Source organism: Lujinxingia litoralis, assembly GCF_003260125.1.
Classification (GTDB): domain Bacteria; phylum Myxococcota_A; class Bradymonadia; order Bradymonadales; family Bradymonadaceae; genus Lujinxingia; species Lujinxingia litoralis.
This window is the reverse complement of record NZ_QHKO01000001.1, coordinates 363934-386948: the sequence shown is the minus strand read 5'-3', so window position 1 is coordinate 386948 and position 23015 is coordinate 363934. Positions and strand designations below refer to the sequence as shown.

20 protein-coding genes are annotated in these 23015 nt (G+C 64.3%); 14 read left to right on the top strand and 6 right to left on the bottom strand.

Features of this window, described 5'->3' with window-relative positions:
- Nucleotide 1 precedes the first annotated feature (1 nt).
- Genes DL240_RS01610 through DL240_RS01600 form a run of 3 tightly spaced genes read right to left on the bottom strand, consistent with a single transcriptional unit; the run spans nucleotide 2 to nucleotide 3185 of the window.
- The gene (locus tag DL240_RS01610) at nucleotides 2-1477 is read right to left on the bottom strand and encodes a sensor histidine kinase (RefSeq protein WP_111728104.1); all 1476 of its coding nucleotides are present in this window, start codon (nucleotides 1475-1477) and stop codon (nucleotides 2-4) included.
- Nucleotides 1478-1481: 4 nt separating this feature from the next.
- Complete coding sequence (locus DL240_RS01605) at nucleotides 1482-2591, bottom strand: prepilin peptidase (RefSeq protein WP_111728103.1); 1110 nt, start codon at nucleotides 2589-2591, stop codon at nucleotides 1482-1484.
- Between the two features lie 51 nt (nucleotides 2592-2642).
- A complete protein-coding gene (locus DL240_RS01600; protein ID WP_111728102.1) occupies nucleotides 2643-3185 on the bottom strand; it encodes a hypothetical protein in 543 nt (180 codons plus the stop codon).
- 203 nt (nucleotides 3186-3388) lie between these two features.
- Between DL240_RS01600 and DL240_RS01595 the strand changes: the two genes are divergently transcribed.
- Nucleotides 3389-4939 carry an HD domain-containing phosphohydrolase gene (locus DL240_RS01595; RefSeq protein WP_111728101.1) on the top strand — a complete coding sequence of 517 codons (1551 nt, stop codon included), beginning with the start codon at nucleotides 3389-3391 and terminating at the stop codon, nucleotides 4937-4939.
- Nucleotides 4940-5089: 150 nt separating this feature from the next.
- On the opposite strand, the gene DL240_RS01590 is transcribed toward DL240_RS01595, so the two are convergent.
- Nucleotides 5090-5797, bottom strand: a complete 708-nt coding sequence (locus tag DL240_RS01590; protein WP_111728100.1) for a sigma-70 family RNA polymerase sigma factor — start codon at nucleotides 5795-5797, stop codon at nucleotides 5090-5092.
- A gap of 393 nt (nucleotides 5798-6190) precedes the next feature.
- Between DL240_RS01590 and gyrA the strand changes: the two genes are divergently transcribed.
- From gyrA to DL240_RS01555, 7 genes are all read left to right on the top strand, one after another.
- Nucleotides 6191-8740: a DNA gyrase subunit A gene (gyrA, locus tag DL240_RS01585; protein WP_111728099.1), complete on the top strand. Its 2550-nt coding sequence runs from the start codon at nucleotides 6191-6193 to the stop codon at nucleotides 8738-8740.
- 118 nt (nucleotides 8741-8858) lie between these two features.
- The gene (locus tag DL240_RS01580; protein WP_111728098.1) at nucleotides 8859-9113 is read left to right on the top strand and encodes an AtpZ/AtpI family protein; all 255 of its coding nucleotides are present in this window, start codon (nucleotides 8859-8861) and stop codon (nucleotides 9111-9113) included.
- A complete protein-coding gene (locus DL240_RS01575) occupies nucleotides 9113-9529 on the top strand; it encodes a hypothetical protein (RefSeq protein WP_111728097.1) in 417 nt (138 codons plus the stop codon). The genes DL240_RS01580 and DL240_RS01575 overlap by 1 nt, the downstream gene beginning before the upstream one ends.
- Before the next feature lie 3 nt (nucleotides 9530-9532).
- Nucleotides 9533-10312, top strand: coding sequence for a F0F1 ATP synthase subunit A (gene atpB / locus DL240_RS01570; protein ID WP_111728096.1), 780 nt, complete (start codon nucleotides 9533-9535; stop codon nucleotides 10310-10312).
- A gap of 126 nt (nucleotides 10313-10438) precedes the next feature.
- Nucleotides 10439-10792 (top strand): ATP synthase F0 subunit C, encoded by a 354-nt coding sequence (locus DL240_RS01565; RefSeq protein WP_199589697.1) that lies wholly within the window; start codon nucleotides 10439-10441, stop codon nucleotides 10790-10792.
- Nucleotides 10793-11052: 260 nt separating this feature from the next.
- Complete coding sequence (locus DL240_RS01560; RefSeq protein ID WP_111728095.1) at nucleotides 11053-12687, top strand: zinc-ribbon domain-containing protein; 1635 nt, start codon at nucleotides 11053-11055, stop codon at nucleotides 12685-12687.
- Between the two features lie 44 nt (nucleotides 12688-12731).
- A complete protein-coding gene (locus tag DL240_RS01555; protein WP_111728094.1) occupies nucleotides 12732-14192 on the top strand; it encodes a zinc-ribbon domain-containing protein in 1461 nt (486 codons plus the stop codon).
- 54 nt (nucleotides 14193-14246) lie between these two features.
- On the opposite strand, the gene thpR is transcribed toward DL240_RS01555, so the two are convergent.
- Entirely contained in the window at nucleotides 14247-14834 is a 588-nt protein-coding gene (gene thpR, locus DL240_RS01550; protein ID WP_158542278.1) for an RNA 2',3'-cyclic phosphodiesterase, read from the bottom strand.
- A gap of 86 nt (nucleotides 14835-14920) precedes the next feature.
- Entirely contained in the window at nucleotides 14921-16216 is a 1296-nt protein-coding gene (locus DL240_RS01545) for a CinA family nicotinamide mononucleotide deamidase-related protein (RefSeq protein ID WP_111728092.1), read from the bottom strand.
- Nucleotides 16217-16344: 128 nt separating this feature from the next.
- Here DL240_RS01545 and DL240_RS01540 point away from each other — a divergent pair, with 128 nt between their 5' ends.
- The 6 genes from DL240_RS01540 to sctN all read left to right on the top strand — a co-directional run bounded on the left by DL240_RS01540 (nucleotide 16345) and on the right by sctN (nucleotide 22960).
- Nucleotides 16345-18984, top strand: coding sequence for a serine/threonine-protein kinase (locus DL240_RS01540; protein WP_158542277.1), 2640 nt, complete (start codon nucleotides 16345-16347; stop codon nucleotides 18982-18984).
- A gap of 112 nt (nucleotides 18985-19096) precedes the next feature.
- Nucleotides 19097-19498: an EscF/YscF/HrpA family type III secretion system needle major subunit gene (locus DL240_RS01535; protein ID WP_111728090.1), complete on the top strand. Its 402-nt coding sequence runs from the start codon at nucleotides 19097-19099 to the stop codon at nucleotides 19496-19498.
- 10 nt (nucleotides 19499-19508) lie between these two features.
- The gene (locus tag DL240_RS01530; protein WP_111728089.1) at nucleotides 19509-20279 is read left to right on the top strand and encodes a hypothetical protein; all 771 of its coding nucleotides are present in this window, start codon (nucleotides 19509-19511) and stop codon (nucleotides 20277-20279) included.
- The gene (locus DL240_RS01525; RefSeq protein ID WP_111728088.1) at nucleotides 20276-20995 is read left to right on the top strand and encodes a hypothetical protein; all 720 of its coding nucleotides are present in this window, start codon (nucleotides 20276-20278) and stop codon (nucleotides 20993-20995) included. The genes DL240_RS01530 and DL240_RS01525 overlap by 4 nt, the downstream gene beginning before the upstream one ends.
- The gene (locus tag DL240_RS01520) at nucleotides 20988-21635 is read left to right on the top strand and encodes a FliH/SctL family protein (protein WP_158542276.1); all 648 of its coding nucleotides are present in this window, start codon (nucleotides 20988-20990) and stop codon (nucleotides 21633-21635) included. The genes DL240_RS01525 and DL240_RS01520 overlap by 8 nt, the downstream gene beginning before the upstream one ends.
- Nucleotides 21635-22960, top strand: coding sequence for a type III secretion system ATPase SctN (sctN, locus tag DL240_RS01515; protein WP_111728086.1), 1326 nt, complete (start codon nucleotides 21635-21637; stop codon nucleotides 22958-22960). The genes DL240_RS01520 and sctN overlap by 1 nt, the downstream gene beginning before the upstream one ends.
- Nucleotides 22961-23015: the final 55 nt, after the last annotated feature.

Below are 23015 nucleotides of genomic sequence, written 5' to 3'. Positions count from 1 at the left end.
GTCAATCGGGCGCTTCGGTAGCGTGCTCGGGCGCGGCCGGTACCGAGTGGCGAGCGGAGGGGGCCGCGGCCCGGGGCAGACGAAGTTCAAAGTGCGCGCCGTGGTCGAATCCGATCAGAGTGCGCTCGCCAGCACGAAGCTCGCCGCCGACGCGCTCTACCAGCCGTTGCGAGATTGCCAGTCCCAGCCCGGTCCCCTGGCCCGGGGCGCGGGTCGAGAAGAAAGGATCGAAGATGCGCGTGCGCAGCTCCGCGGGCACTCCCGGACCGTTGTCGATAACGTCCACATAGAGCATTTCCTCGTCGGCATGCAGGTCCACAAGGATCTGGGGCGTGTCGAGGTCGGAATCGCTCAGGGCGTCTGTGGCGTTGAGGAGCAGGTTGACCAGGACCTGGCTGAGTTCCGCGGCGATGGCCCGCGCTTCGGGAAGGTCATCCGGGGCCCGGAGCACGAGGTCAACCGGACGCGTTCGGCGCCCCAGGCGCGCCAGTTCCAGGGCTTCGGCGGCAAGCTCACGCAGAACGACGTTTTCGGGGGATGCCTCGGGATGTGGGCGGCTGTAGTCGAGAAGTTGCCGGATGATCTCGCGCATGCGGCTGAGCTGCTTCTGCGTGCGAGCGACCACTTCGCGGGCGCTCTCCTCGTCGAGGTCGCGATCGCCCAGAAGATCGACGTAGCCCATCACGGCGGCCAGAGGATTGCCGATTTCGTGGGCCACTCCGGCAGCGAGTTGGCCCACGCTGGCAAGTTTCTCGGAGCGAATCAGGGAGTCCTGGGTGCGCTTGAGTTCTCGGTGCGCGCGCTCCAGAGCTTCGAGACGCTCCTGGAGCTCGGCGCGCTGGGCGTCAAGCGTGGCGAGCATCTGATTGAAGCTGTGGCCGACCTGCCCGAACTCGTTGCGCGGCAGCACTTTGATGGGACTGGCCAGATCGCCCTCGGCGGCGCGTCGGGTGGCCACACCGATGGCCCGCAGCGGGCGCACGACCACAAAGAAGTAGAAGGCGTAGCCTACCAGCGTCACAAAAAGCAGGGTGAGCGCCAGGTAGAGGAGAAGCGCACGCTGGTTGGCCTCCAGCGCGTGTTGCGCCGGAGCGGCCGAGAGCACCACCCAGGGACCGGATGCCCCGCCGGCGAAGACCGCCGGCGCGCCCTCAAAACGTCCGAATCCCGGCGCAGGGAGAGGCTCTAAGGGAAGCGCGTCGCCGGCAAAAAGTACACCCGGCTGGTCGGCCAGAGCTTCGGTGGCCGCGCCGCGTTGGGAGGGGGGCATCGCGGCGAGCATGCGCGCGTGTCGCCCGGCCTCGTCGAGCAAGAGCTGCTGGACCTGACGCTTGTGGAGTTGGCCCACCGCCAGAGCAACCAGGGCGAGCGCGACCACCAGCAACACCACCAGTCCCACCGAGAGGGTCGCGCGGAGTCCACCGCGGCGGATCGGCCGCTGCCCGGTGAACTCCTCGGTGGTGGGGGGCGACAACATCGGTTCAGAACCCGTAATAGAGGTAGCTCATCGAGGCATACGTCGGCAGAAACTCGCCGAAGAAGAAGTACTCCAGGCCGGCTAGCACGATGAAGGGGCCAAAAGGTACGGCTAGCCCGCCGCCTTCGTCCTCGTCTTGCTCACCTTGGCCCACTTCGTCGTTCCGGGTGGCGCGGTCGGCGGCGTCGGCCGATGTTTCGTTTGTCTGGTGTGTGTCGGCGCTCGGGGACGCTGCCTCGCGCTCTCGCCGAGCCAGCTCACGGGGGTCCTCCTCGGCCAGAATGTCGCGGGAGTCGCGTACAAATCCCGCGCCGAAGAGCGTGCCCAGTCCGGCGGCGATCAGCCCCTGCACGCTGGCCGCAAAGAAGATAAAGATCAGCGCCGGCCATCCCAGCCAGGCCCCCATCAACGCCATCAACGTGACGTCACCCCCGCCGATGCCCTCGACGCCCCGGGCGGCGAAGTACAGAAAAAAGATCGCGATGACCACCAGCGCGCCGACCACCAGGCCGATCAGGCTCATCGACACGCTCACCGGCGGGAAGAACCCGATCATGGAGCCCGGCGCCATTACCGACGCGCTGTTGAGCACCAGCGCGGCGACCACGCCCCCCACGATCGTGGGCAGAGTGAACTCATGGGGGATCAGGTAGTGATCCAGATCCACAAAGGTGATGACCACGAGCATGGCGATGAACAGAAAGTAGAGCCCGAAGGCCAGGCCGAGCGAACCCCAGGGCAGCTGCTCCAGGGAGGCGACCGGTGGCGGAAACCCCATGCGCCAGGGCTCGCCAAGGATGGCAAAGTGGCGCCAGCTCACTTTGACCCAGAGCCCGGCCGAGAGGACGCCCATCAACAGCTCCACCAGCGCGTAGCGTGCCGGTATCTTCACCTCGCAGTGGCGACAGCGGGCCCGCAGCAGGAGCCAGGAGAGGATGGGGATATTGTCGTACCAGGCAATGGGCGTCTCGCATTGCGGACAGCGGCTCCCCGGGCGCACCACCGAGAGCCCGGCCGGGACTCGGTAGATGACGACGTTGAGAAAACTACCGACCACCGCTCCCAGCGCGAACGCAAAGGCGGTGAGTACGTAATAGAAGAGGTCGACGGACATGAAAACTCGGCGCTCGGAGACGTCGCGTTGCACCCGCAGGCGCGCACAAACTCAGAGCCTGACGCTATCACGCGCGCGTTTCTCCCGGTAGCCCCGGCCGAAGTAGAGCAGGTGGGCCAGAACCACGGCCAGGCTCAACGCGGTGGCGACTCCGGCGGCCCCGGGCAATACGAGCGCGCCGCGCTCCACAAGCTCCCCGCCCTGCGGCACGCGCATCGGAGCGGCGCGCGTCAGGCTGACCCAGATCAGCACCAGGCCCATCAGCACGGACATACCCACGGCCATTACCTTCATCAGCGAGCGGCGATAGCGGTAGGCCACCCCATAGACCCAGTACCAGCAGAAGAGGGCGCCCCAGCCCACAAAGACCATCAGGGGATGCCACTCCGCGCGCGCCCAGGCAAAGAGCGAGGCCAGGCCGGCGCCCACCCACACCAGCAGATACGCCGGGTAGAGCAGTCGTGACGCCTTGATGCGTCCGGGCAAGAGGCGCACCTCCGGGCGAGCGGCTTCGCCTCGCTCACCGAGCACCACGCGGGGGGCCTCAGTCGTGCGCGTCTCGGGCGCGCTTTCGGGGGGATCGCTAAAGCTCATGGAGACCGCAATAACAGACAGAAAAGAGGCGAAGGCATGCGCTCGCAGGCACGGGCGCGCTCCCTAGCATGGAGCTTCAGACGGAGGCAACGCCCTCGGCGGTGTGGGGCATTCCCCGGGGACACCGTGATTTGACGCTTGAAATCTCGCTGTGATAGCTCTCAGACGCTTGTACAACGTCTCTTCTTTCAGGTGTAGCTCCGATGGTGCGCGATGAAGTTCCCTCCGGGGAGATCAGACCGGTTCGAGTGCTGGTGATCGACGATGAAACCACCATTCGCGATGTCCTTGTCGATTTTCTCGGCATGGAAGGCTACGACGTGCTCGCCATTCCCACCGCAGAAGAGGGGATAGAGGCGCTGAAGACGCACCGTGTTGACGTGGCGTTGATCGATCTGCAGATGCCCGGGATGAACGGCATTGAGCTGATGGAGTACGTCTGCACGCACCATCCTCGGGTGCTGCCCCTGATGATGACCGGCTACGGAACCGTGGAGACGGCGATCGCCGCGATGAAGGTCGGTGCGTACGATTACCTGCTCAAACCTTTTAAGGTCGATGAGGTCATCCGCGTCATTGAGCGGGGGCTGGAAAAGAAGCGCCTGGAACGCGAGAACGTCCGTCTCAAAGAGCTCGTCGACCTCTACGACGCTACCGAGCGCCTGAGCACGAGCCTGGCCCGCGACCACGTCGATGATCTGCTGGTCGCAACCGTCGGGCAGCAGGCCGAGGCCGACGTGGTGGGATTCTGGCGCCAGATTGCCGGTGAGGCGCCCCGCTTAGAGCTTGCTGCCCGTTGGGAGGAGCCCGACATTCCGATGGCGGGCCGCGCTTTTCTGGAAGGAATCGATCTTCGGGAGCTTTCTTCCTGTGCTCAAGACAAGGTCGCCCGGGTGCTGGGACCCGAGGCCATGGCCACGATGGGCATGGGCTACGACAGCGCTCCCGTCTCCCTGTTTTGTGCGCCGCTCTGGACCAAGGATCAGCTCCTGGGAGTGGTGGTCGCCGCGCGTTTTTCGCCGCGGCCGGCCTTTCGCGAGAGCAAGCGCAAGCTGCTGGCGATCATGATCGGGCGCGCGGCCGCCGCCATGGATAATGCTCGCCTCTACGGTGATTTACAGCAGACGTTTAAGCAGACCATCCAGGCGCTGGCCAACATTCTGGAAGATCGCGATCCCTACACCCGCGGCCACTCCGAGCGGGTCAGTCGCTATGCTCGTCAGATCGCCGAGGGGATGAATCTCAGCGACGACGCGATTGAGCGCGTCGCCGACAGCGCGTTGATGCACGACATCGGCAAGCTGGGCATTCGTTTCGAAGAGCTCAATAAGGCCGACCCGCTCACCGATTCCGAATTTGAGATGTTCAAAAGTCACACCACCCGCGGCAAGTGGATTTTGCAGCCCATCACTTTCCTGCATCCGCTGATCCCCGGGGTCTACCATCATCACGAACGCTGGGACGGGCGAGGCTATCCGGTGGGGCTTCGTGGCGAGGACATCCCCTTGATGGCGCGTATTTTGGCGGTGGCCGATACCTACGATGCGATGACCTCGCACCGGGCCTACCGCCGCGCCCTCCCGCACGATGTGGCCATGCAAGAGCTTGAGAGCTGCGCCGGAACTCAGTTCGATCCGGCGATTGTCGAGGTTTTTGTGCGCGTGATGAGCCGCCAGCGCCGCGATCAGCGCTCCAAGGCCGAGCGCTGGCGGGCCCTGACCGATGCGGATATCCATCCCCGGCCGGGGGACTGACCAGCGCGCCCGAAAGCGCCTGCGCAGGGCGGGATGCGCCCAAAAAAACCTCGCAGCCCGATGGGCGGCGAGGTTTCTTTGGGCGCTTGCCAGGGAGAGGAGGACCTGGCGCACGGGGCATGCCGCGATGCTCCGGAGCCGGTCTGCGGCTCAGGAGGCCGCTTCCACGGCATCGTCATCCAGATCTTCCTTGATGGCGTTGAGCTTCTCGCGGCGAACCGAACGGCGCGTACGGTTGGACTCTTCGTGGAGGAAGGGCTCCATGTCGCGAATGATCCCCCGCTCGTAGGCCGTCTCCACCAGAAGCTCGCGCATCATCTTGCGCCCGCGGAAGAGCCGGCTCATGACCGTACCCACCGGGCAGTCCAGGATGTGAGCGATCTCCTTGTAGGAGAAGTCGTTGAGGTCGGCCAGCACCACCACCGTGCGAAACTCTTCGCTGAGCTGGCCGAGGGCATCCTGCAGCTCGCTGGTGAAGGCCTTGTTGATCGATTCGCGCTCCGGGCTGTTGTAGAACTCGGTGCGCTCGCGGTTGAAGAAGTTCTCCTCGATCGGGCGCAGATCATCGGCGTTGAGGATCTCGCGCTCCTTCTTCTTGCGGCGATACTTGTTGATGAAGGTGTTGGTCAGAATCGTAAAGAGCCAGGCCCGGCAGTTGGTACCCTGCTCGAAGCGGTGCCAGTTGGTGTAGGCCTTGATGAAGGTCTCCTGGACGAGATCTTCGGCGTCTTTCTCGTTTTTGGTGTAGCGAAGCGCCGTGGCGTAGAGCTCATCGAGATGAGGCAGGGCCGTCTCCTCAAACCCGCTGTTCTTGGGAGATTCGCCGTCGGAGCGGTTGAATTCGTTGAGCTTGAGCATGGGGGACTCCTTTCGTGTTTATCTCGCACTCGCCAGCAGGCCTTCTCTAAAGAGCCTCGCTGCGAGGGGATCGAGCTGCGTTCACAAGTAAGACGCCGAGGCCCCGGGAAAGGTTTCAAAAAAGATTCCATCGGGAGTGAAAACTTTCGCTCTCACTGAAGTGATCCGGGCGGCCCGGGCAGACCAATGCCCCGGGGAGGCGACTTACCCCGATCAAGGTTAAGCACCGCCTGGCCTAAGGCCAGCCGGCATCCGCGCCGGCCCTCCACGCTCCCTTGTGAGATCCCCCCGGCCTTGGTAGGGTTCCGCGGCTCTGGGCCGGGCTCACAGCGCCTCTTTGTGATTGCCCGTGCCCCAACTCTGGAAACGACCCGCTTTGGTGAAGGGAACGCGATGACGGATTCGGTCAGCATCATTCCGATCAATATCGAAGAAGAGATCCGGCAGTCCTACATGGACTACGCCATGAGCGTGATCATCGGGCGCGCGCTGCCCGATGTGCGCGACGGCCTTAAGCCTGTCCACCGGCGTATCCTCTTCGCCCAGCACGAGCTCGGCAACCGCTGGAACGTGGCCTACAAGAAGTCGGCGCGCATCGTCGGTGACGTCATCGGTAAGTACCACCCCCACGGCGACTCCTCGGTCTACGATGCCCTTGTGCGTCTGGCCCAGGATTTCAACATGCGCGTGCCCCTGGTCGATGGCCAGGGTAACTTCGGGAGCGTCGACGGCGACCCGGCCGCGGCCATGCGTTATACCGAAGTGCGCATGGCCCGCGTCGCTCAGGAACTCTTGAGCGATATCGACAAAGAAACCGTCGAGTGGATCCCGAACTACGATGACACCATCGAAGAGCCGGCGGTTCTGCCCACGCGGATTCCCAACCTGCTGATCAACGGCTCCTCCGGGATCGCCGTCGGGATGAGCACCAACATCCCGCCGCATAACCTCGGGGAGGTTATCAGCGGGGTGCTCGCGCTGATCGAAAACCCGGAGATCGATGTCGAAGGGCTCATGGAGCACATTCCCGGGCCCGACTTCCCCACCGCCGGTATCATGTACGGTGCCCGCGGTCTGCGCGACGCCTATTCGGAAGGCCGCGGCATCATCAAGATGCGCGCGCGCGCCAACATCGAGGAAGATGAGCGCACCGGGAAGAGCTCGATCATCGTCACCGAGCTTCCCTACCAGGTGAACAAGGCGCGCCTCATTGAGAAGATCGCCGAGCTGGCCCGGGACAAGCGCATCGAAGGCATCACCGACCTGCGCGATGAGTCGGACCGCGACGGGATGCGCATCGTGGTGGAGCTGCGCCGCGATGTGATCCCGGCCATCGTCCTCAACAACCTCTACAAGATGACGGCGATGCAGTCCTCGTTTGGCATCATCATGCTGGCGATTGTCCACGGACAGCCCCGCATCATGAGCCTCAAAGAGGTCCTCAACTACTTCATCGACTTCCGTCGCGATGTCGTCACTCGCCGCACCATCTTTGAGCTGCGCAAGGCCGAAGAGCGCGCCCATATTTTGGAAGGCCTCAAAATTGCGCTCGATCACCTCGACGAGGTCATCGCCCTGATTCGCGCCAGCGCCTCGCCAAACGAGGCCCGCGAGGGGCTGATGAGCCGCTTTGCGCTGAGTGAGCGTCAGTCGCAGGCCATTCTGGATATGCGCCTGCAGAAGCTCACCGGTCTGGAGCGCGACAAGATCCTCGAAGAACTCGCCGAGGTCCTGGCCGAGATCGAGCGCCTGCGCGGCATCCTCTCCGATGAGAAGAAGTTGATGGCGGTGATCGTCGGGGAACTCGAAGAGGTCCGCGAGGCCTATGGCGATGAGCGTCGCACCCAGATCCTGCACAACGTCACCGAACTCAGCGACCTCGACCTCATCGCCGAAGAGGACATGGTCGTCACGCTCAGCCACGCCGGCTACATCAAGCGCACCCCGCTGAGCGAGTACCGCGCCCAGCACCGCGGGGGCCGCGGCAAGCGGGGGATGGATACCAAAGACGAAGACTTCGTCACCGATATGTTTGTGGCGTCGACCCACACCAACCTCCTGATCTTTACCTCGGTCGGGAAGGTCTACAAGTTGATGGTCCACGAACTCCCTCAGGGCTCGCGCACCACCCGCGGCAAGGCCGTGATCAACCTGTTGCCGATCGCCCAGGATGAGAAGATCAAGGCGATCCTGCCCTTCGAAGAGTTTGAGGAGGGCCGCTACATCGTCACGGCCACGCGCAACGGGGTGATCAAGAAGACGGATCTGATGGCCTACGCCAACGTGCACGTCGGCGGCATCATCGCGCTGAGCTTTAAGGATGACGACGATGAGCTCATCAGCGTGCGCGCGACCAGTGGCGATGATCGCATCTTCCTGGCCAGCAGCGACGGTCAGGCGATCTGCTTCCATGAGCAGGACGTGCGCTCGATGGGGCGCTCGGCCGCCGGCGTCTACGGGATGCGCTTCCGTTCCGGAGATACCCTGGTGGGGATGGATGTGATCCCGGCCGGCGATACCACCTCGGCCGTGCTCACGATCACCGAGCGCGGCTACGGCAAGCGCACCAGCGTGGAGGACTATCCCACCCAGGGCCGCGGCGGTAAGGGCGTGGTCACCATCAAGACCAACGAGCGCAACGGCGCCCTGGTGGGCATCCGCGTGGTCGATGAGACCAACGAGCTGATGATGATCACCGACAAGGGGCAGGTCCTGCGCACCCGGGTGGCGCAGATCTCGACCTACGGCCGCAACACTCAGGGCGTGCGGGTAATGAGCCTGGATGATGACGAACTGGTTGTCTCCATCGCCGCGCTCACGGCGGACGAGGAGGACGAGGACGACGCCCTGCTCGAAGAGGGCGCCGACGCCGACGAGGCTGGGGAAATCAGCGAAGAATCCGGCCCCGAAGAGGGCGTCGAAGACGGCGATGATGACAACTGATTCGAGGTGGTTGACGCCCTTCAATTCCCTGTGTTACAGGGTGCGCGCCGCTGCTCGGGGAGGCGCTTGCAGGCAGGATCTGCGGGCATCTCTCGGGGCTTGGCGCGAGGTGGTTTAGATGGCCTCTTCGCCAGAAGATGACAGGCAGACGCGACCCAGAAGCCCCTGGCTGGTCGCCGGCGCCATCGGAGCTCTGGGCTTTGAGTTTGTCGGGTTTGTACTCGGCGGTGCGTTTATCGGCACCAGACTCGATGCCCACTTTGGAACGGCCCCGGTACTACTTCTGGTGTCCATGGCGTTGGCGATGCTCGGCGCCGGGTGGCATGTCTGGAAGATCTCGCAACGGTTTTTGAAAACACAAGGTGAAGACTGATGGCCAGGCTCGACCGAAGCTTCGTCAACGGGGTTTTCTGGCGCATGCTGGCGCTGGGAGCTCTGCTGGCGCTGATGACGGGCTGGGCAGTCTCCCTGCGCTTTGGCTACTCCATGGCCCTGGGCACGCTCTTTGCGGCGCTCAGCCTCCGTGCAACGGCCTTTGTCGTCAGGAAGATGTTCAATGGCGCCATCAACGGCAATCCCGCAGCAAGGGGAGGCGCTGTTGTTCTGGTGTTCAAGCTGGCAGCAAACTGCGTTGCCATCTGGTTTTGCCTTTCGACCCTGGGTGCCCACGCCGTAGGCTTTATCCTCGGCTACAAAGTGTTGTTACTCGCGCTGGGCTGGCAGACTTTTTCCACTCGTAAGAGTCGCCAGCAGGTTGAGGACAACGCCGCTGACAACGAGAGCACGTAGTTCATGGCTGATTATACGTTTTTAGACCTCATTCCCGCGTTTGCCGAACAAGAACACGGAGAGGGATGGAATCACATCTTCGGCGACCCTGTGCTGAATCCCTCGGCCGCGGTCGGTATCACTCACGTGGTGTTCACCGGTGTACTGGTGCTGCTGATCACGGTGCTTGCACTTGTCGCCAGCCGTAAGTACCGCAAGCGCGACGAAGCCCTGGTCCCGGTAGGTAAGTTCTCGGTGGCCGGATTCTTCGAGGTGCTCTTCGAAGCGGTGATGGGCATGATGAGCGACCTGATGGGCAAGAAGGCCGCCAAAAAGTTCTTCCCGCTGATCGCGTCGCTGGCAGTCTTTATCTACCTGGGCAACCTGATGGGGCTGGTCGTGGGCTTTGCGCCGCCGACTTCAAACCTCAATACGGGGCTGGCCTGCGCGATTGTCGTCTTCCTGGTGTACAACGTCTCCGGTTTCATGGAGCAGGGATTCGGCTACATCAAACATTTCATGGGGCCGATTCTCTTGTTGGCTCCCCTGATCTTTATCATCGAATTGGTGGGACACGCCTTCCGCCCGGTCAGTCTGGCAGTGCGACTTACCGGTAATATGACCGGGGACCACATGGTCCTGGGCGTGTTTGGGGACCTGGCCGCCGGAATCTTCGGAGTTCCTTTCCTGATCCCGGTACCTTTCCTCTTCCTGGGCTTGCTGGTTTGCACCATTCAGGCGTTGGTCTTCAGCCTGTTGTCCAGCATCTACATCGCCCTTGCCATTGAGCACGAAGACCATTAAACGACTCGCCAGAAAGGTTGTTGGCCTAGACGGCTTTCATCAGGGCGTATCAACACATTGATACCCGTCACAATGGCGCACGCCGCAACTTGTATCGGCGTCGCGCGAGCTAGGAGGACGCAGTCCATGCTGAAGAAAAGCACGATCACGTTTTTGAGCACTTTCGCAATTGTCGCACTCTGGAGCACCTCGGCGTTTGCCCAGGGTACCGCTGCTGCGGCCGATAACGTCTTCACGACCTACGCATGGTTGGGCGCCGCTTCGGCCTTCGGCGTGAGTCTTGCTGCCCTGGGTGGATCGCTGGGGCAGGGCCGTGCTGCTGCCGCCGCCCTGGAAGGTATCGCTCGCAACCCGGGCGCCGCCGGTAAGCTCTTCACCCCGCTGATTCTGGGTCTGGCCCTGATCGAGTCGCTCGTCATCTACGCGTTCGTTATCTCGATCCTGATGGTCCTGAACATCGACATCACCGCGGCCCTCTAAGTCGTTGTGAAAGCGATGAAAAAGCCCGGCTTCGGCCGGGCTTTTTTTATGTCCGGCGTTGGGCCGCGGCCTCCCGCCGGGGCGCGGGCTCTAACTTGCGTGGGGTGGGGGCCTGTGTTTTAATGCGAAATCTGGAGGCGGGCGGTCCGGCGCACGATACTTCGCGCTCAGGACCAGGGCTGCAGGCCCCAGACGCCCGGGTCCCGACGCGTTCGCGCGTGGCCCTCCCTTGATCCATACCATCCGGAGCAGAGCTCGGAATGATCGTCCAGTGTCCCAGCTGTTCATCGCGATATCGCGTCAATGACGCCAACATTCCGGCCTCGGGGGGCAAGATCAAGTGTCCTTCGTGCGCACACGCCTTCGTGGTCTACCCGGAGGCGCCGGTGGAGCCGGAGTACGAGGCGGATAAGACCTCTGTGGCCGAGCGTCCCAATATCCACGAACTCCTCAACTCCATGAATCAGCACAAGGCCGCGGCTCAGGCGCCGGCGGCCGGTGAGGACGAGGTCGCGAAGACCGAGGTGATGTCGGGGGCGGAGCTTCCCGACTTCGCCAGCATGTTTGGGGAGGGCGGGGACCAGACCGTCGAGATGTCGAATCCCCTGGGCAGCGGCTTCCTTCCCGGCATGGGCGGGGCGCAGCCGAGCGACGAAGACGATCTCAACACTCAGGAACTCTCTCCGGATATCGTGCAGCAGAGCCTGCAGCATGTGCGGGCCCAGGCCAAAGCTGTGCCCGCGGCGATGCCCGAGCTCGATGATTCGCCGGCCACCCAGATTGCGCCTCCGCCGTCGATGGATGAGCTGGCGCCGCGTCAGCGCCTCTCCGCATCGGTCGAGCCCACGCCGGCCCCGCGGGGGGCCGCGAACTTCGGGGCCACGCCGGCGCCGGTGGGCTCCCGAGGCTCATCGCCATCTTCGCCGGGGATGACGCCGCCGGCCGCCGCTTCGGACATCGATCCGGGGCACGACGGCCCCTGGAAACTTCAGACTAACTTCGGACTGACCTACGAATTTGCCGACAACAAGAGCCTGCGCACCTGGCTCGCCAGTCGTGATGACCTGGAGGGCTACAAGCTCTCGGCCGGCGGCGAGTTTCATGCGTTGAGCAGTTATCCGCAGTTTCAACCCGAGGGCGGGGCGGGGCGTTCGGGGAACTTCTCGGTTGGTTCTTCCGGCGGGCAGGCTCCGATACCGGGGATGGCGGCCTCGCCAGCTCCGATCGGCGATGGAATGAGCCCTCCGCTGGCTCAGCCCGGGGTGTCGCCGATGACGCCTGCACCTGCGGCTCCTGCGCCGGCTCCGGCGGCAGCGTCGCCCTTTATGACCGCGGGCATGCCGGCGGTCGGTCAGAATCCTGCCGGTGCTCCGGAGCGTGTGAAGATCGATCCCAACGCCGGCTTTCGTCCGCCTTCGCGGGATAGCAACGCGCTGACGATGGTGTTGTGGGGAGTGTTCGGGATTCTCGGGCTCGTGGCCGTGGCGCTGGGGTTACACCTGGGCGGAATCGTGACCTTCCCGGTCCTTGGTGGCGAGTCGACGGTGTCGCCCCAGGCCCCCGCACCGGCGGCCCCCGCCGCAGGAGCGCCGGTTCCGGCGGCAGCCGCCGCGCCCCAGGCTCCGGAGAGCGCTGCCCAGGATGGCGCTCGGCAACGGGTGCAGGTGGACCGCATGCTCGAGGATGCGCGTGTTGATATCGATTCCAACCGCCTCTCCTCGGCGCTCGATCGCCTCGAGACCGCTCGGCTTCTCGCTCCGGAGCGCATTCAGATCTACGACATGAACGCTGAGGTCTACGAGAAGCTCGGCCAGAGCGATAAAGTCGAAGAGATGCGCCAAAAAGCCCGGGAGCTTCGAAACGATGGTGGCTCTCCGCCTCCCACGATGGAGTAGGCGTGGTTGGCGCCCCCTGAGGCCGCCACCGGCCACCAAGGACCATGGACGTCTCTTGCCCGCAGTGTCAGACACTCTACGAGTTTGATGAGGCTCAGCTGCGCTCGGCTGGTTCCGTGACGCTTCAGTGCAGCCAGTGCGATCATCTCTTTCGTCTGGAGCTGCCCGAAGAACTTCGCGATGAGAGCCAGCGACGTTGGATGGTGCGTCAGCATGCCAGCGGAGATGTGCTCTACTTCTGGGGGTTCGATGAGCTGCATCGTTGGCTTATGGAAGGCAAAATCGACCGGCGAGATGCGATCTCGCGTACCGGTCGGCGCTGGAGTGAGCTGGGAGAGGTTGGCGAGTTCGCGCCGATCTTTCAGGCGGTGGCGTCCATCGCCGATTTGAACCGATCGGCGGGGGCGACGTCTCGGGAGACGTCGGCTCCGACCGCGCTGCACCCGTCTGAGCGCGCGCGTCGCGCCACCGCACCTCAACACCGGGCCCGAGACACCCCGGCGCCCCGACCGCGCACGACGCCCGAAGTGTCTCGGCCGCCGCGGGGTGTTGAGCCGAGCCCTGTCGCTACAACGCATCCTACTCCTCAGCCCGGGAAGTCGGCGAAGGCGCCGCGTGCCAATCTCGATGTGTCGCGCTTCGGTGGCGGGGACGCGCGAAGTTCCGGGGAGAGCCGGCCGACCGGAGAGGGCTTCCAGGCCGGACATCTGGGCCAGGCTGAGCTTCGGGAGGACGACTGGTCGCTGGGGGATCTGAGTGTTACGCAGTCGGATTCGCAGCTGGTGCTTCAGGGGCGGGGCAAGCGTCGCTCCAGAGGGCGCCTGGGGGCGATGGTGCTCGGGCTGGTGCTTGTGGGCATCGGCGCGGCCGCCTGGTACGGGGGCTGGGTGGATCACCTGCTTGAGGGACGCGCGGAGGAAGAGGGGGCCGAGGTCGCCTCGGAAATTCCCGACGATGAGAAGGGAGCGGGAGGGCGGAGTCTGGTGGAGACTCGCCGCAGGGTGGGTGATGCCGTAGCGAGGTCGCGACGTCAGGTGTTTCTGCCGCAGTGGGCCGAGGCTGTGGCCGAGGCGCGGCAGCAGGTAAGAGGGGCCCGCGAGCGTAGCGAGCGGGCCGTGCGGCGCAGCGGTTCTCAGGGGGTGAACGAGGTCCTGGCGGGCGCCCGACGGGCACTCCGGCGGGGCGATGCGAAGCTCGCACGGGCCCGCTACCACCGGGCAATCGAGCTCGATGAGGGCAACCCCGAGGCGATCACCGGGCTGGGGTGGGCGCTCCTGGAGCTGGGCTCTCCGGACTCGGCGGCGGCCCAGTTTCGCCGGGCCCTTCATCGGCAGGCCAGCTTTGGCGATGCCTACATCGGTCTGGGACGCGCCGAGCGCGCGCGGGGGAACGTGCAGGGGGCGATCGAGGCGTACGAAACCTATTTGGCCCGCCTTCCTGGCGGGCCCCAGGCCTCGATTGCTCGTTTTCAGAGCGAAGAACTTCGTCGCAGCCTTGGCCAGTAGCCGAGCATTGCGGGGGCAATGTGGTCAGAACGTGCTCAGGAGGGAGCGTGGGGCTCAGTGAGTACCCAGCGGGAAGCGCGAGACCACCTGGTAGCGCGGGCCATCATGGCGCAGGTGCGATTCATAGAGCACCAGATCCTTGATGTAGCTTTTGCCAAAGCTCACCGACTCAAAGGGCGTCTGCAACTCGGCGAGGTTCGGGGCCGCGCGTGATTTGAGCCGCCCCAGCGTAATGTGGGGTAGAAATTCCCGGGGGTCGGCCGGCACGCCGAGTTCCTGAAGGTCCCGCTCCAATGCCTGTTGCAGCAGTCCGAATACCTCGGCGCTCTTGGCATCAAGCCCGGCCCACAGGATGCGCGGGCGAGCCGGCTCGGGGAAGGCCCCAAACCCCCGACACTCCACTTCAAATGGGAACAGGGGTTCGGTTAGACGCTGCAAGGTCGATTCGAGCATGGAGACGAGTTCCGGGGAGGTGTCCCCCAGAAACTTCATCGTCAGGTGAATGTTCTCGGCGTGGGTCCAGCGCACCCGAAGATCGTCGCCGTAGCCCGAGCGCAGACGTTCACGAAGTTCATCCTGAAAGAGCACCAGGCGCTCAACCACGTTGATGGAGAGATCTACAGCGATGAAGAGGCGTCGCATCATAAGGGCGTAGGGGGGCAGGAGAAGAGGTCAGCGCGGAGCCTGTGGGTTATCGACCAAAGCCGGAGCTCTGACAAGCACAAGGCTCAGTCAGGCTGTGGCACACCGAGGTCAACCTGTCGGTCGTCGAAGGGGCCCCGCAGTGTGTGTGCCTCAAGGCGGTCTTCGAGTCGCCAGAGCAAGAGCGAGAGCGCGGTGTAGACCGATGCCAGGCGAATGTCGTCCCGATCGCGCCCTGGCGAATAGGTGCGGCGATGGTAGGTGCCCTCGGGCGTGGCCAGGGCGAAATCGACGGTCCCCACGGGTTTCTCGGGCGTGCCTCCAGCGGGGCCAGCGACGCCGCTGATCGCCAGGCCAAAGGGCGCGCCGGCTTCGCGCGCTGCGCCGCGCGCCATCTGGCACACCACCGCGGCGCTCACGGCTCCCTCCTTTTCCAGAAGTTCGGGATGGACACCGACCGCGTCGATCTTGGCCTGATTGGCGTAGGTCAAAAAGCCTCGCTCAAACCAGGCGGAGCTTCCGGGCGTTTCGGTCAAGGCCGCGCCCAGCATCCCTCCGGTGCACGATTCGGCCACGGCCACGGTGGCCTGGGCTTCTTTGAGCCGGCGTCCCACGCGGGCAAAAAAAGTCTCATGCCCCTCGGTGATGAGGTAAGTGCCGATGCGCTCTTTGACAAAGGTCACCATCTCCGCCAGCGCCTCCTCTTCGGGGGCTTTGAGGGAGACTTCAATGCGTGGAAAACTCGCCCGGTAGCCCACCCGGCCCTGCAGGCGTGTAGCGAGCTCCTCGATACCGGCGAGGTCCGTTTCGAGTTTGGATTCACCGGGGCCGTAAAACTGCAGGCGCGTGGTGGCAGCCTGCTGGTCGGAATCAGTGCCCAGGACCGGCAGCAGGTAGCGTTGTACAAACCACTGAAACTCCCGGGGGACTCCGGGAAAGAAGAAGGCCTGGGTCCCCTTATGATCCACTCGAAACCCGGGCGCGGTGCCGACCTCGGTGGCGAGAATCGTGGCGCGAGAGGGGAAGGAGCACTGGCGACGGTTGTTTTCGCTCAGGGTGTAGCCGCGCGCGGCCGCGCGCGCCTGGAGACGTTGCAGGCTGGTCTCATCGTGGAGCAGCGTGTCCTCACTCCAGTTGGCCGCGGCGTCGCGGGTGCGATCGTCGGCGGTTGGCCCCAGTCCGCCGCTGACCACGATGATGTCGGCCGTACTCATGGCGTCGAGAGCGGCAATAATGTGTGCTTCGTCGTCCCGGACCACACGCATCTCCACGACTTTGAAGAGACGATCTTCGCCGCGCATCATCACGTGATGGGCGTTCTTGTCGCGGACTCGCCCGTCGAGCAGCTCGTCACCGATGCATAAAAGGCCTAGTCGCTTCATGGTCGTGCTCCTTCTGTTGAGACTCCGCAGGCGTGCTTGACGCTCTTCTCAGAGGTCTTCTAGAGTTGGCGCCGGATTTGCTCAAGTCGAAGTGTGTGATGATATTCTGCGGGCTTCTGAGGTCGCCGATGCCCGAAGAGTTCGGGACGTATCAACTTATCCGAAAGATCGCTCAGGGGGGCATGGCCGAGGTCTTTGAGGCCCGGGCCCGGGGGGAAATCGGTGGTTTTAGCCGCCCGGTGGCGATCAAGCGCATGTTCCCGCATCTCGTCGATCGTGACGACATCATCACGATGTTCATCGATGAGGCGCGCATCGCCTCGCGTCTGCAGCACCCTAACATCGTGCAGATCTATGACCTGGGCGTGGTCAAGGGCTCGTTCTACCTGGCCATGGAGCTTGTCGAGGGCCTGGACCTGCGTCGGGTGTGTGAACTGGGCGTGAAGCAGGACTATTTCATGTCGCGCGAACTCGCCGCGCGCGTGATCGCGGAGGTCGCGCGCGGGCTTCATTATGCGCACACCCGCTGCGACGACCAGGGCCGCCCGATGCGCGTGGTTCATCGCGATGTCTCGCCACAGAACGTGCTCTTGAGCGTCGATGGTGCGGTCAAAATCTGCGACTTCGGCATTGCCAAGGCCGAGAGCCGCCTTACTCATACGCGCACTGGCGAGTTTAAGGGGAAGTTCTCGTACATGAGCCCCGAGCAGTTTGACGGGGGGAAGGTCGATCACCGCAGTGATATTTTCACCCTGGGGATTGTGCTCTACGAGATCACGACCGTCTCGCGCCTCTTCCGCTCGCGTACCGAGTACGAGACGATGCGCAAGATCACTGAGGGCGAGATTACGCCGCCTACTGACGTGCGCGCGGACTACCCGGAGGCGCTGGAGCGCATTGTGCTCAAGGCCCTGGCCCGGGCTCCCGAGGAGCGTTTTGAGCACGCCGGTCAACTCGCCGAGGCGCTGGAAGACTGGCTCTTTGAGCGGCGAGTTCGGGTCGGCACCACGCAGCTTGCCGAGTACATGCAGGAGTTGGAAGCGCGCGCGCAGGCTGACGCCGAGCCAGTCTTGTCGGCGACCCCGGAGGGGGATGATATCACGCGTCCGGTGACCATCTCGGAGCAACACTTCGTGCTCGATGATGACGACCTCGAAGTGCTCGAGGATGTGGATGTCATCGAGGAGCGTACCCGGGTGCCCGCCGTCGACGTTTCCACCTTGCAGCTGGGAGAGGGGGTGCAGAGCGAGGGACCTCCCGAGGTGTTCGGTGCGCCGGTGGTCGAGGTGCGTCGCATCTCCACCGAAGAACGTGCCCGGCGTCAGGACTCGGAGCTCAACTCGGAACTCCCCGTCAACTCGATCGATGAGACGCTGGTCACAACCCGGCGCGTTGGCGACGTTGCGTTGGCCGTCGAACCTGAGGCAGGCGACGCGGAGGCCGCCGGGGATGAGACGCTGATCACAACCTCAGAGATCTATCTGAGTGAGCATGTGGTGGAGGAGCAGGCCGCCGAGGCCTATCCCCCGCGCCCGGTTGAGCGTCTGGAGGCAGAGCCCCAGCCCCGGCTGGATGCCGGTGAGGATAAAGGAGCGTCGCAGGACGACTCCTTCTGGCGCAAGATTCCCGACCTGAAGGTCGCGTCTTCCCGGCAACCTTCGCCCTGGTCGTCGCAGGGCCAGCCCGCGGTGACCGCGGCGATGGCTACCCTGGAGGCGGAGCGAGGCGCGGGCGTTTCCAACAAGGTGGTGTGGCTCGGGGCGCTCCTGCTTATCGCCGCGTTGGTCGGGGGGCTCGTCTGGGCATTGGGAGGGGCCTCGGGCATCACGGAAAGTGATTCTGATATCCATCTTCAGGCATCTTCGGCGGCGCCCGGCGACATGAAGCCCAGGGCGATAGCCACGGAGCCTGCGGGGGCGGCAGTCATCGTCAACGGCGTACGACTCCAGGGGCGAACCCCGCTGAGTGTGGAACTGGCCAGCGGGCGAGCGCATGAGCTGTGGGTGATGTTGGATGGGTATCATCCGCAGCGTGTCGTGGTCGGCGATGAGGAGGCGCTGACGCCGGTGTCGCTGGAGCGTGCCGTAGGCAGCGCGCGGGCCCGGGTGAGCTTTGAGAGCACTCCGCCCGGGGCTACGATTTACCTCAATGGGGAACGTCTGGGGGTGACTCCCCTGCGTTTGGAGAACGTCGCGGCCGATCATGTGAGTCACGTGCAGTTGGAGCTCTTGGGGCACCGCCCGCATGTGGCCTGGCTGAAGTTTCAGATCGATGAGGACAACACAGTCTCCGGGGGGCTTGCACCGGAGGAGAGCACGTCGACGTCGGTGCGCGTGAGCAGTCCGCCCCGAAGTAGTCGCGTGACAGTGGATGGGCAGGTGGTGGGGTCTACGCCGGTGGAGGCGGTGCTGCCGTCGGCGAAGATCGTCGAGCTGGAGATCAGCGCGCATGAGCATCTCCCCCGGTCCTTCGCCCTCGATCTGCGCAGGGTTGCCAGCGTGCAGATCGATCATGGGCTGCGTCCGGCTGACCTGGGCCAGGGCACGCTCAGCCTGAGCGTGGAGCCCGCGGCGGCCATCTACATCGGCGGGCGCTCCTATGGTGCCGGTCCCGTGCGCGATCTTGAGCTTGAGGAGGGGACTCACACCGTGATCTTCGAAACCCTGGAAGGGCGGCGCCTGCGAGCGGCGGTGGAGATCGTCAGCGGGAAGCACCTTCAGCTCCATGCCCAACATCAGGGCGACCAGGTGGAGTTGGCGCCGCGCTGAGCGCCTGGTCCGAACTTTTTTCTAAAAATCCGGGGAGGACACGCAAACTCCGGTCACGTCTCTCGATAATAACGAGAGCCCGGCAACCCGACGTGACCAGGAGATATTGCAGATGACCGATCCTATCTCAGCATCGATCGCCTCTCAGGCGGCGCAGGCCATGCAGGAGCAGGCGCAACCGGAGGTTGCGCCCTCCGGCGGCAAGAGTTTCGCCGAGGTGCTCAACGCCCCGCAAAGCGAGCCCGGAGCGGCGCCGGAGACGGCTCCCATTGAGGCAAGCGCTCAGATCGACGAGACGCAGCGTCTGGACGCGTACATTGAGGGGATTCTGGGCGATGAGGGACGGATCCACGAGCTCCTGGAGTCCAGCATGCGCGGCGATGCTCTGGGGCCGCAGGAGATGCTCGAGATGCAGGCGCTCATCTACAGCTACAGCCAGAAGGTCGAACTCACGACCAAGGTCGTAGAGAAGGCCACCGGCGGAATCAAACAGGTCATGAATACCCAGGTCTAAGGGAGGGAAGATGGGCGGTCGATGGTGGTACCTACTTGTGGCAACCGTGGCACTCTTTGCGCTGGCCTGCACTGAGCCGCTGCATCATGGGCTGGACGAGGCGCAGGCCAACCAGATGGTGGTGGAGCTTAGCCGGGCGGGTTTTGCGGCCGTCAAAGAGCCCGACCCGGCGGATCCGGCGCTCTGGGTGGTCAAGGTGCCCCGCGTCGAGCGGGTCGAGGCCTGGGAGCGCCTGGAGCAGGCCGGTCTGCCGCGTCCTGCGGAGTCGGGATTTGGAGACTTCTACCCCGGAGCCGGGCTGATTCCCACGGCTCAGGAGGAGCGCGTGGTACTGCAGTACGCCACGGCTCAGGAGATTCGCACCAGCCTGTTGAAGATCGATGGGGTTGTCGACGCGCATGTTCACCTGGTGCTTCCCCAAAAGGCTCGAGTGCAGCTGAGCAATGCTCCGCGCCCGGAGCCCCGGGCCAGCGTTCTGGTGCGCTGGCGGACCCTTGAGGAGGAGGGGCCCGCAGTGGGGCCGGACGAGATCCGGGCACTGGTGGCCGGTGCGGTGGAAGAGCTCCAGCCCGATCAGATCGAGGTGGTGATGACCCGCGTGCAGATGCCGCCAGCTCAGGAGCGCGAGGCGATCTTTGCGGAGGTCGGTCCCTTGATTGTCGCGCCGCAGAGCGCCGCCCTGGTCAGAGCACTGATTGTGGGGATGGGCTTGATGATCATGGCGCTTTCCGCCGGTCTGGTGGTGTTGGTGGTGCGCCGCCGTCGCCAGGAGGGCTTATGAGCCGGCCCCTGGCCATGACCGAGGCGGAGCGGGGGTTTGCACGAGCCTGGCATGGGGTGCGTGAGCGGGGCGGGCGAGGACCCGCGTGCGATCCGGCTACGAGTGCGCCGCTGACGCACGCGCTGGAGGGTTGGCGAGCGTCCGGCCCGGCGTCCGGTGAGAAGGTGCCAGGCATCTCCGACGAATCGGAGGCTTACGACGCGCGCACGCTTCTCAGCGGTCCCGGGGCGGCGGCGCTAACCTCCCTCACACGTCTGGGAAGTTATCTTGTCGCGTCCATGAGGCCGGAGGCGCCGCTGCGTCCGCTGATGGAGCTTACGCTGGGACTTCCGAAAGACCAGGCGCTGGAGCTACGGACCTGGCTCCTGAGCCCGCCGAAACTTTGCGATGGGTTGCAACGTCGGGTTCAGGAGACCTATGTGCGTCTGATTGGCAGTCATCGCAGTCCGGACAGGCTCGCGGAGCTGGGGCTCTTTTTTGTGGCGCAGGTCTCCGCGCTGCGTCATCCCGGGCTGGGCATTGAGCTTCGTGGACTGCTCGACGGTCGTTTACGGGCGCGTCAGGACGACTTTGAAAAGGCCGCGCGACGCTCCAGTCGGGCCGACCTGGTTCCGGCCATCGAAGAGGTGATCGTCCGTCTTCTGGCACCCCGCACAACCGAGCCCGGGGAGGAGAGGTGCGAGGCTTCCGGGGAAGATGAGGCATCCGATGAGTGAACGAGCTGATATCCGAGTGCTTCTTAAGGCCGACACTGAGTTGGCCCGTGCCGTTCAGCCTGCCTTTAAACAGGCGCGCGTGGTGCGCGCTCGGGTGTTTGACGACCTGGAGCGCCTGGGGGAGACGCTTGATGAGCTTCGGGAGAGTGCCGCCCGGGAGCTCGCGCAGGCTCGTGCTGAGGCGGAGTCGATACGTGAAGAAGCTCGTGCCGAAGGCCTGCGCGAGGCGACTGTCGAAACCCTGGAGCGACTCTCCATGGCTCGTGCGGAGTACGATGCGCTGCTCAAGCGCGCCGAGCCCGACATGGTGCGGCTGGCGTTTCAGATTGCCCGACGCCTGATCGGGGAGGCGTTGGAGGTGGCGCCCCAGCGCGTCGAGGCGATGGTTGCGCAGTCGCTGGAGTTGGTGCGGGGGAAGCGCCAACTCCTGTTGCGAGTGCATCCAGACGATCTTCAGGCGTTGCGTCAGGCCGAAGAGCGACTCTCCTATGTGGTGGGCGGCGCATCGGTGCATTTGCAGGCCGATGAAGATGTGGAGCGTGGAGGGTGCCTCATTGAGACCGAGTCGGGGCAGATCGACGCGCGCCTGCAGACCCAACTGCAGGTGCTCCAGGACGCGCTCCTCGAAGGAGGCCAGTGATGCTTGATGGCGAGGGATCGCTTCTTTCGCGCTATATGGAGCGCCTGGACTCGGCCAGTCCCGTCCGAGTGACCGGGCGAGTGCAGGCGGTGACCGGGCTGGTGGTCAAGGCCAGCGTGCCCGATGCCGCGATCGGCGACCTGGTTGAGATTCGTCTGGGACGAAGGGGGGTGATGCCCGCCGAGGTGGTGGGATTTGAGGGGGAGCTGGCCGTCCTCATGCCCCTGGGGAGCGTCGAGGGGATTGGCCCCGGCGCCGAGGTGGAGTCGACCGGTGAGCCGCTGAGTATGTATTGCGGGCCGGGGCTCCTGGGGCGAGTGCTCGATGGGCTGGGGCGTCCCATCGATGGCGGGCCACCGCTTGGAGGGGCGGGCTTTAAGCGCTGGCCTATTTTGCGTGAGGCACCCGACCCCTTTCAGCGTCGCCGTATCACCGAAGCCCTCTCGATGGGGGTACGCGCCATCGATGGCTTGCTGACGGTGGGAAAGGGGCAGCGCGTGGGGCTTTTTGCGGGTAGCGGCGTCGGCAAATCCACGCTGATGGGACAGATTGCGCGTGGGTGTGAGGCCGAGGTCATCGTCATTGCCCTGATCGGTGAGCGTGGCCGGGAGGTGAGAGACTTTCTCGAAGAGGTGCTCGGTGAGGAGGGCATGAAGCGGGCGGTGGTCGTGGTCGCCACCAGCGATGCTCCGAGCATGGTGCGTCTGAAGTCAGCGTTCGTGGCCACCGCAATCGCCGAGTATTTTCGTGCCGAGGGGGCCGAGGTGCTCATGATGATGGATTCGGTCACACGATTTGCCCGGGCTCAACGCGAGGTGGGACTGGCTGCTGGCGAGCCGCCGGCCCGTCAAGGCTACCCGCCCAGTGTCTTTTCGATGCTGCCTCGGTTGCTGGAGCGTACCGGCAACGACGCCACCGGATCGATCACGGCGCTTTACACCGTGCTGGTTGCCGGCGGCGACATGGAGGAGCCCATTGCCGATGAGGTCCGGGGCATTCTCGACGGTCATATTCTTTTGAGCCGTAAGCTCGCCAGTCGAAGTCATTGGCCGGCGATTGATGTGTTGCCCTCGCTCTCGCGGGTGATGCGTTCGGTCACCAGCGCCGCACATGTGGAGGTGGCCGAGCGTTTTCGCCAGGTGTTGGCGATGTATGAGAGCCGCCGCGATCTGATCAGCCTGGGCGCCTATGAGTATGGCGCCGACGAGGAGGTCGACTTTGCCATTGATTGCATCGAGGAGATGGAGGCGCTCCTGAAGCAGGGGCTGGATGAACATACCTCGCTTGAGGAGACCATTGAGCGGATCAGTGACTTATTCGGTTAGCCCGACACTTTGGTCGGTGTCACAACGCAGTCAACTCCAGGGAAGGGAGGAACGA

Excerpts from the sequence above, each read along its gene's own strand:
- DL240_RS01575 (WP_111728097.1), top strand. The coding sequence starts at position 9,113 with ATGGCCAGGCTCGACCGAAGCTTCGTCAACGGGGTTTTCTGGCGCATG.
- DL240_RS01555 (WP_111728094.1), top strand. The coding sequence starts at position 12,732 with ATGGACGTCTCTTGCCCGCAGTGTCAGACACTCTACGAGTTTGATGAG.
- DL240_RS01590 (WP_111728100.1), bottom strand. The coding sequence starts at position 5,797 with ATGCTCAAGCTCAACGAATTCAACCGCTCCGACGGCGAATCTCCCAAG.
- DL240_RS01545 (WP_111728092.1), bottom strand. The coding sequence starts at position 16,216 with ATGAAGCGACTAGGCCTTTTATGCATCGGTGACGAGCTGCTCGACGGG.
- DL240_RS01530 (WP_111728089.1), top strand. The coding sequence starts at position 19,509 with ATGGGCGGTCGATGGTGGTACCTACTTGTGGCAACCGTGGCACTCTTT.
- DL240_RS01605 (WP_111728103.1), bottom strand. The coding sequence starts at position 2,591 with ATGTCCGTCGACCTCTTCTATTACGTACTCACCGCCTTTGCGTTCGCG.
- thpR (WP_158542278.1), bottom strand. The coding sequence starts at position 14,834 with ATGCGACGCCTCTTCATCGCTGTAGATCTCTCCATCAACGTGGTTGAG.
- DL240_RS01560 (WP_111728095.1), top strand. The coding sequence starts at position 11,053 with ATGATCGTCCAGTGTCCCAGCTGTTCATCGCGATATCGCGTCAATGAC.
- DL240_RS01525 (WP_111728088.1), top strand. The coding sequence starts at position 20,276 with ATGAGCCGGCCCCTGGCCATGACCGAGGCGGAGCGGGGGTTTGCACGA.
- atpB (WP_111728096.1), top strand. The coding sequence starts at position 9,533 with ATGGCTGATTATACGTTTTTAGACCTCATTCCCGCGTTTGCCGAACAA.
- DL240_RS01600 (WP_111728102.1), bottom strand. The coding sequence starts at position 3,185 with ATGAGCTTTAGCGATCCCCCCGAAAGCGCGCCCGAGACGCGCACGACT.
- DL240_RS01610 (WP_111728104.1), bottom strand. The coding sequence starts at position 1,477 with ATGTTGTCGCCCCCCACCACCGAGGAGTTCACCGGGCAGCGGCCGATC.
- DL240_RS01565 (WP_199589697.1), top strand. The coding sequence starts at position 10,439 with ATGCTGAAGAAAAGCACGATCACGTTTTTGAGCACTTTCGCAATTGTC.
- DL240_RS01595 (WP_111728101.1), top strand. The coding sequence starts at position 3,389 with ATGGTGCGCGATGAAGTTCCCTCCGGGGAGATCAGACCGGTTCGAGTG.
- gyrA (WP_111728099.1), top strand. The coding sequence starts at position 6,191 with ATGACGGATTCGGTCAGCATCATTCCGATCAATATCGAAGAAGAGATC.
- DL240_RS01580 (WP_111728098.1), top strand. The coding sequence starts at position 8,859 with ATGGCCTCTTCGCCAGAAGATGACAGGCAGACGCGACCCAGAAGCCCC.
- sctN (WP_111728086.1), top strand. The coding sequence starts at position 21,635 with ATGCTTGATGGCGAGGGATCGCTTCTTTCGCGCTATATGGAGCGCCTG.
- DL240_RS01540 (WP_158542277.1), top strand. The coding sequence starts at position 16,345 with ATGCCCGAAGAGTTCGGGACGTATCAACTTATCCGAAAGATCGCTCAG.
- DL240_RS01535 (WP_111728090.1), top strand. The coding sequence starts at position 19,097 with ATGACCGATCCTATCTCAGCATCGATCGCCTCTCAGGCGGCGCAGGCC.
- DL240_RS01520 (WP_158542276.1), top strand. The coding sequence starts at position 20,988 with ATGAGTGAACGAGCTGATATCCGAGTGCTTCTTAAGGCCGACACTGAG.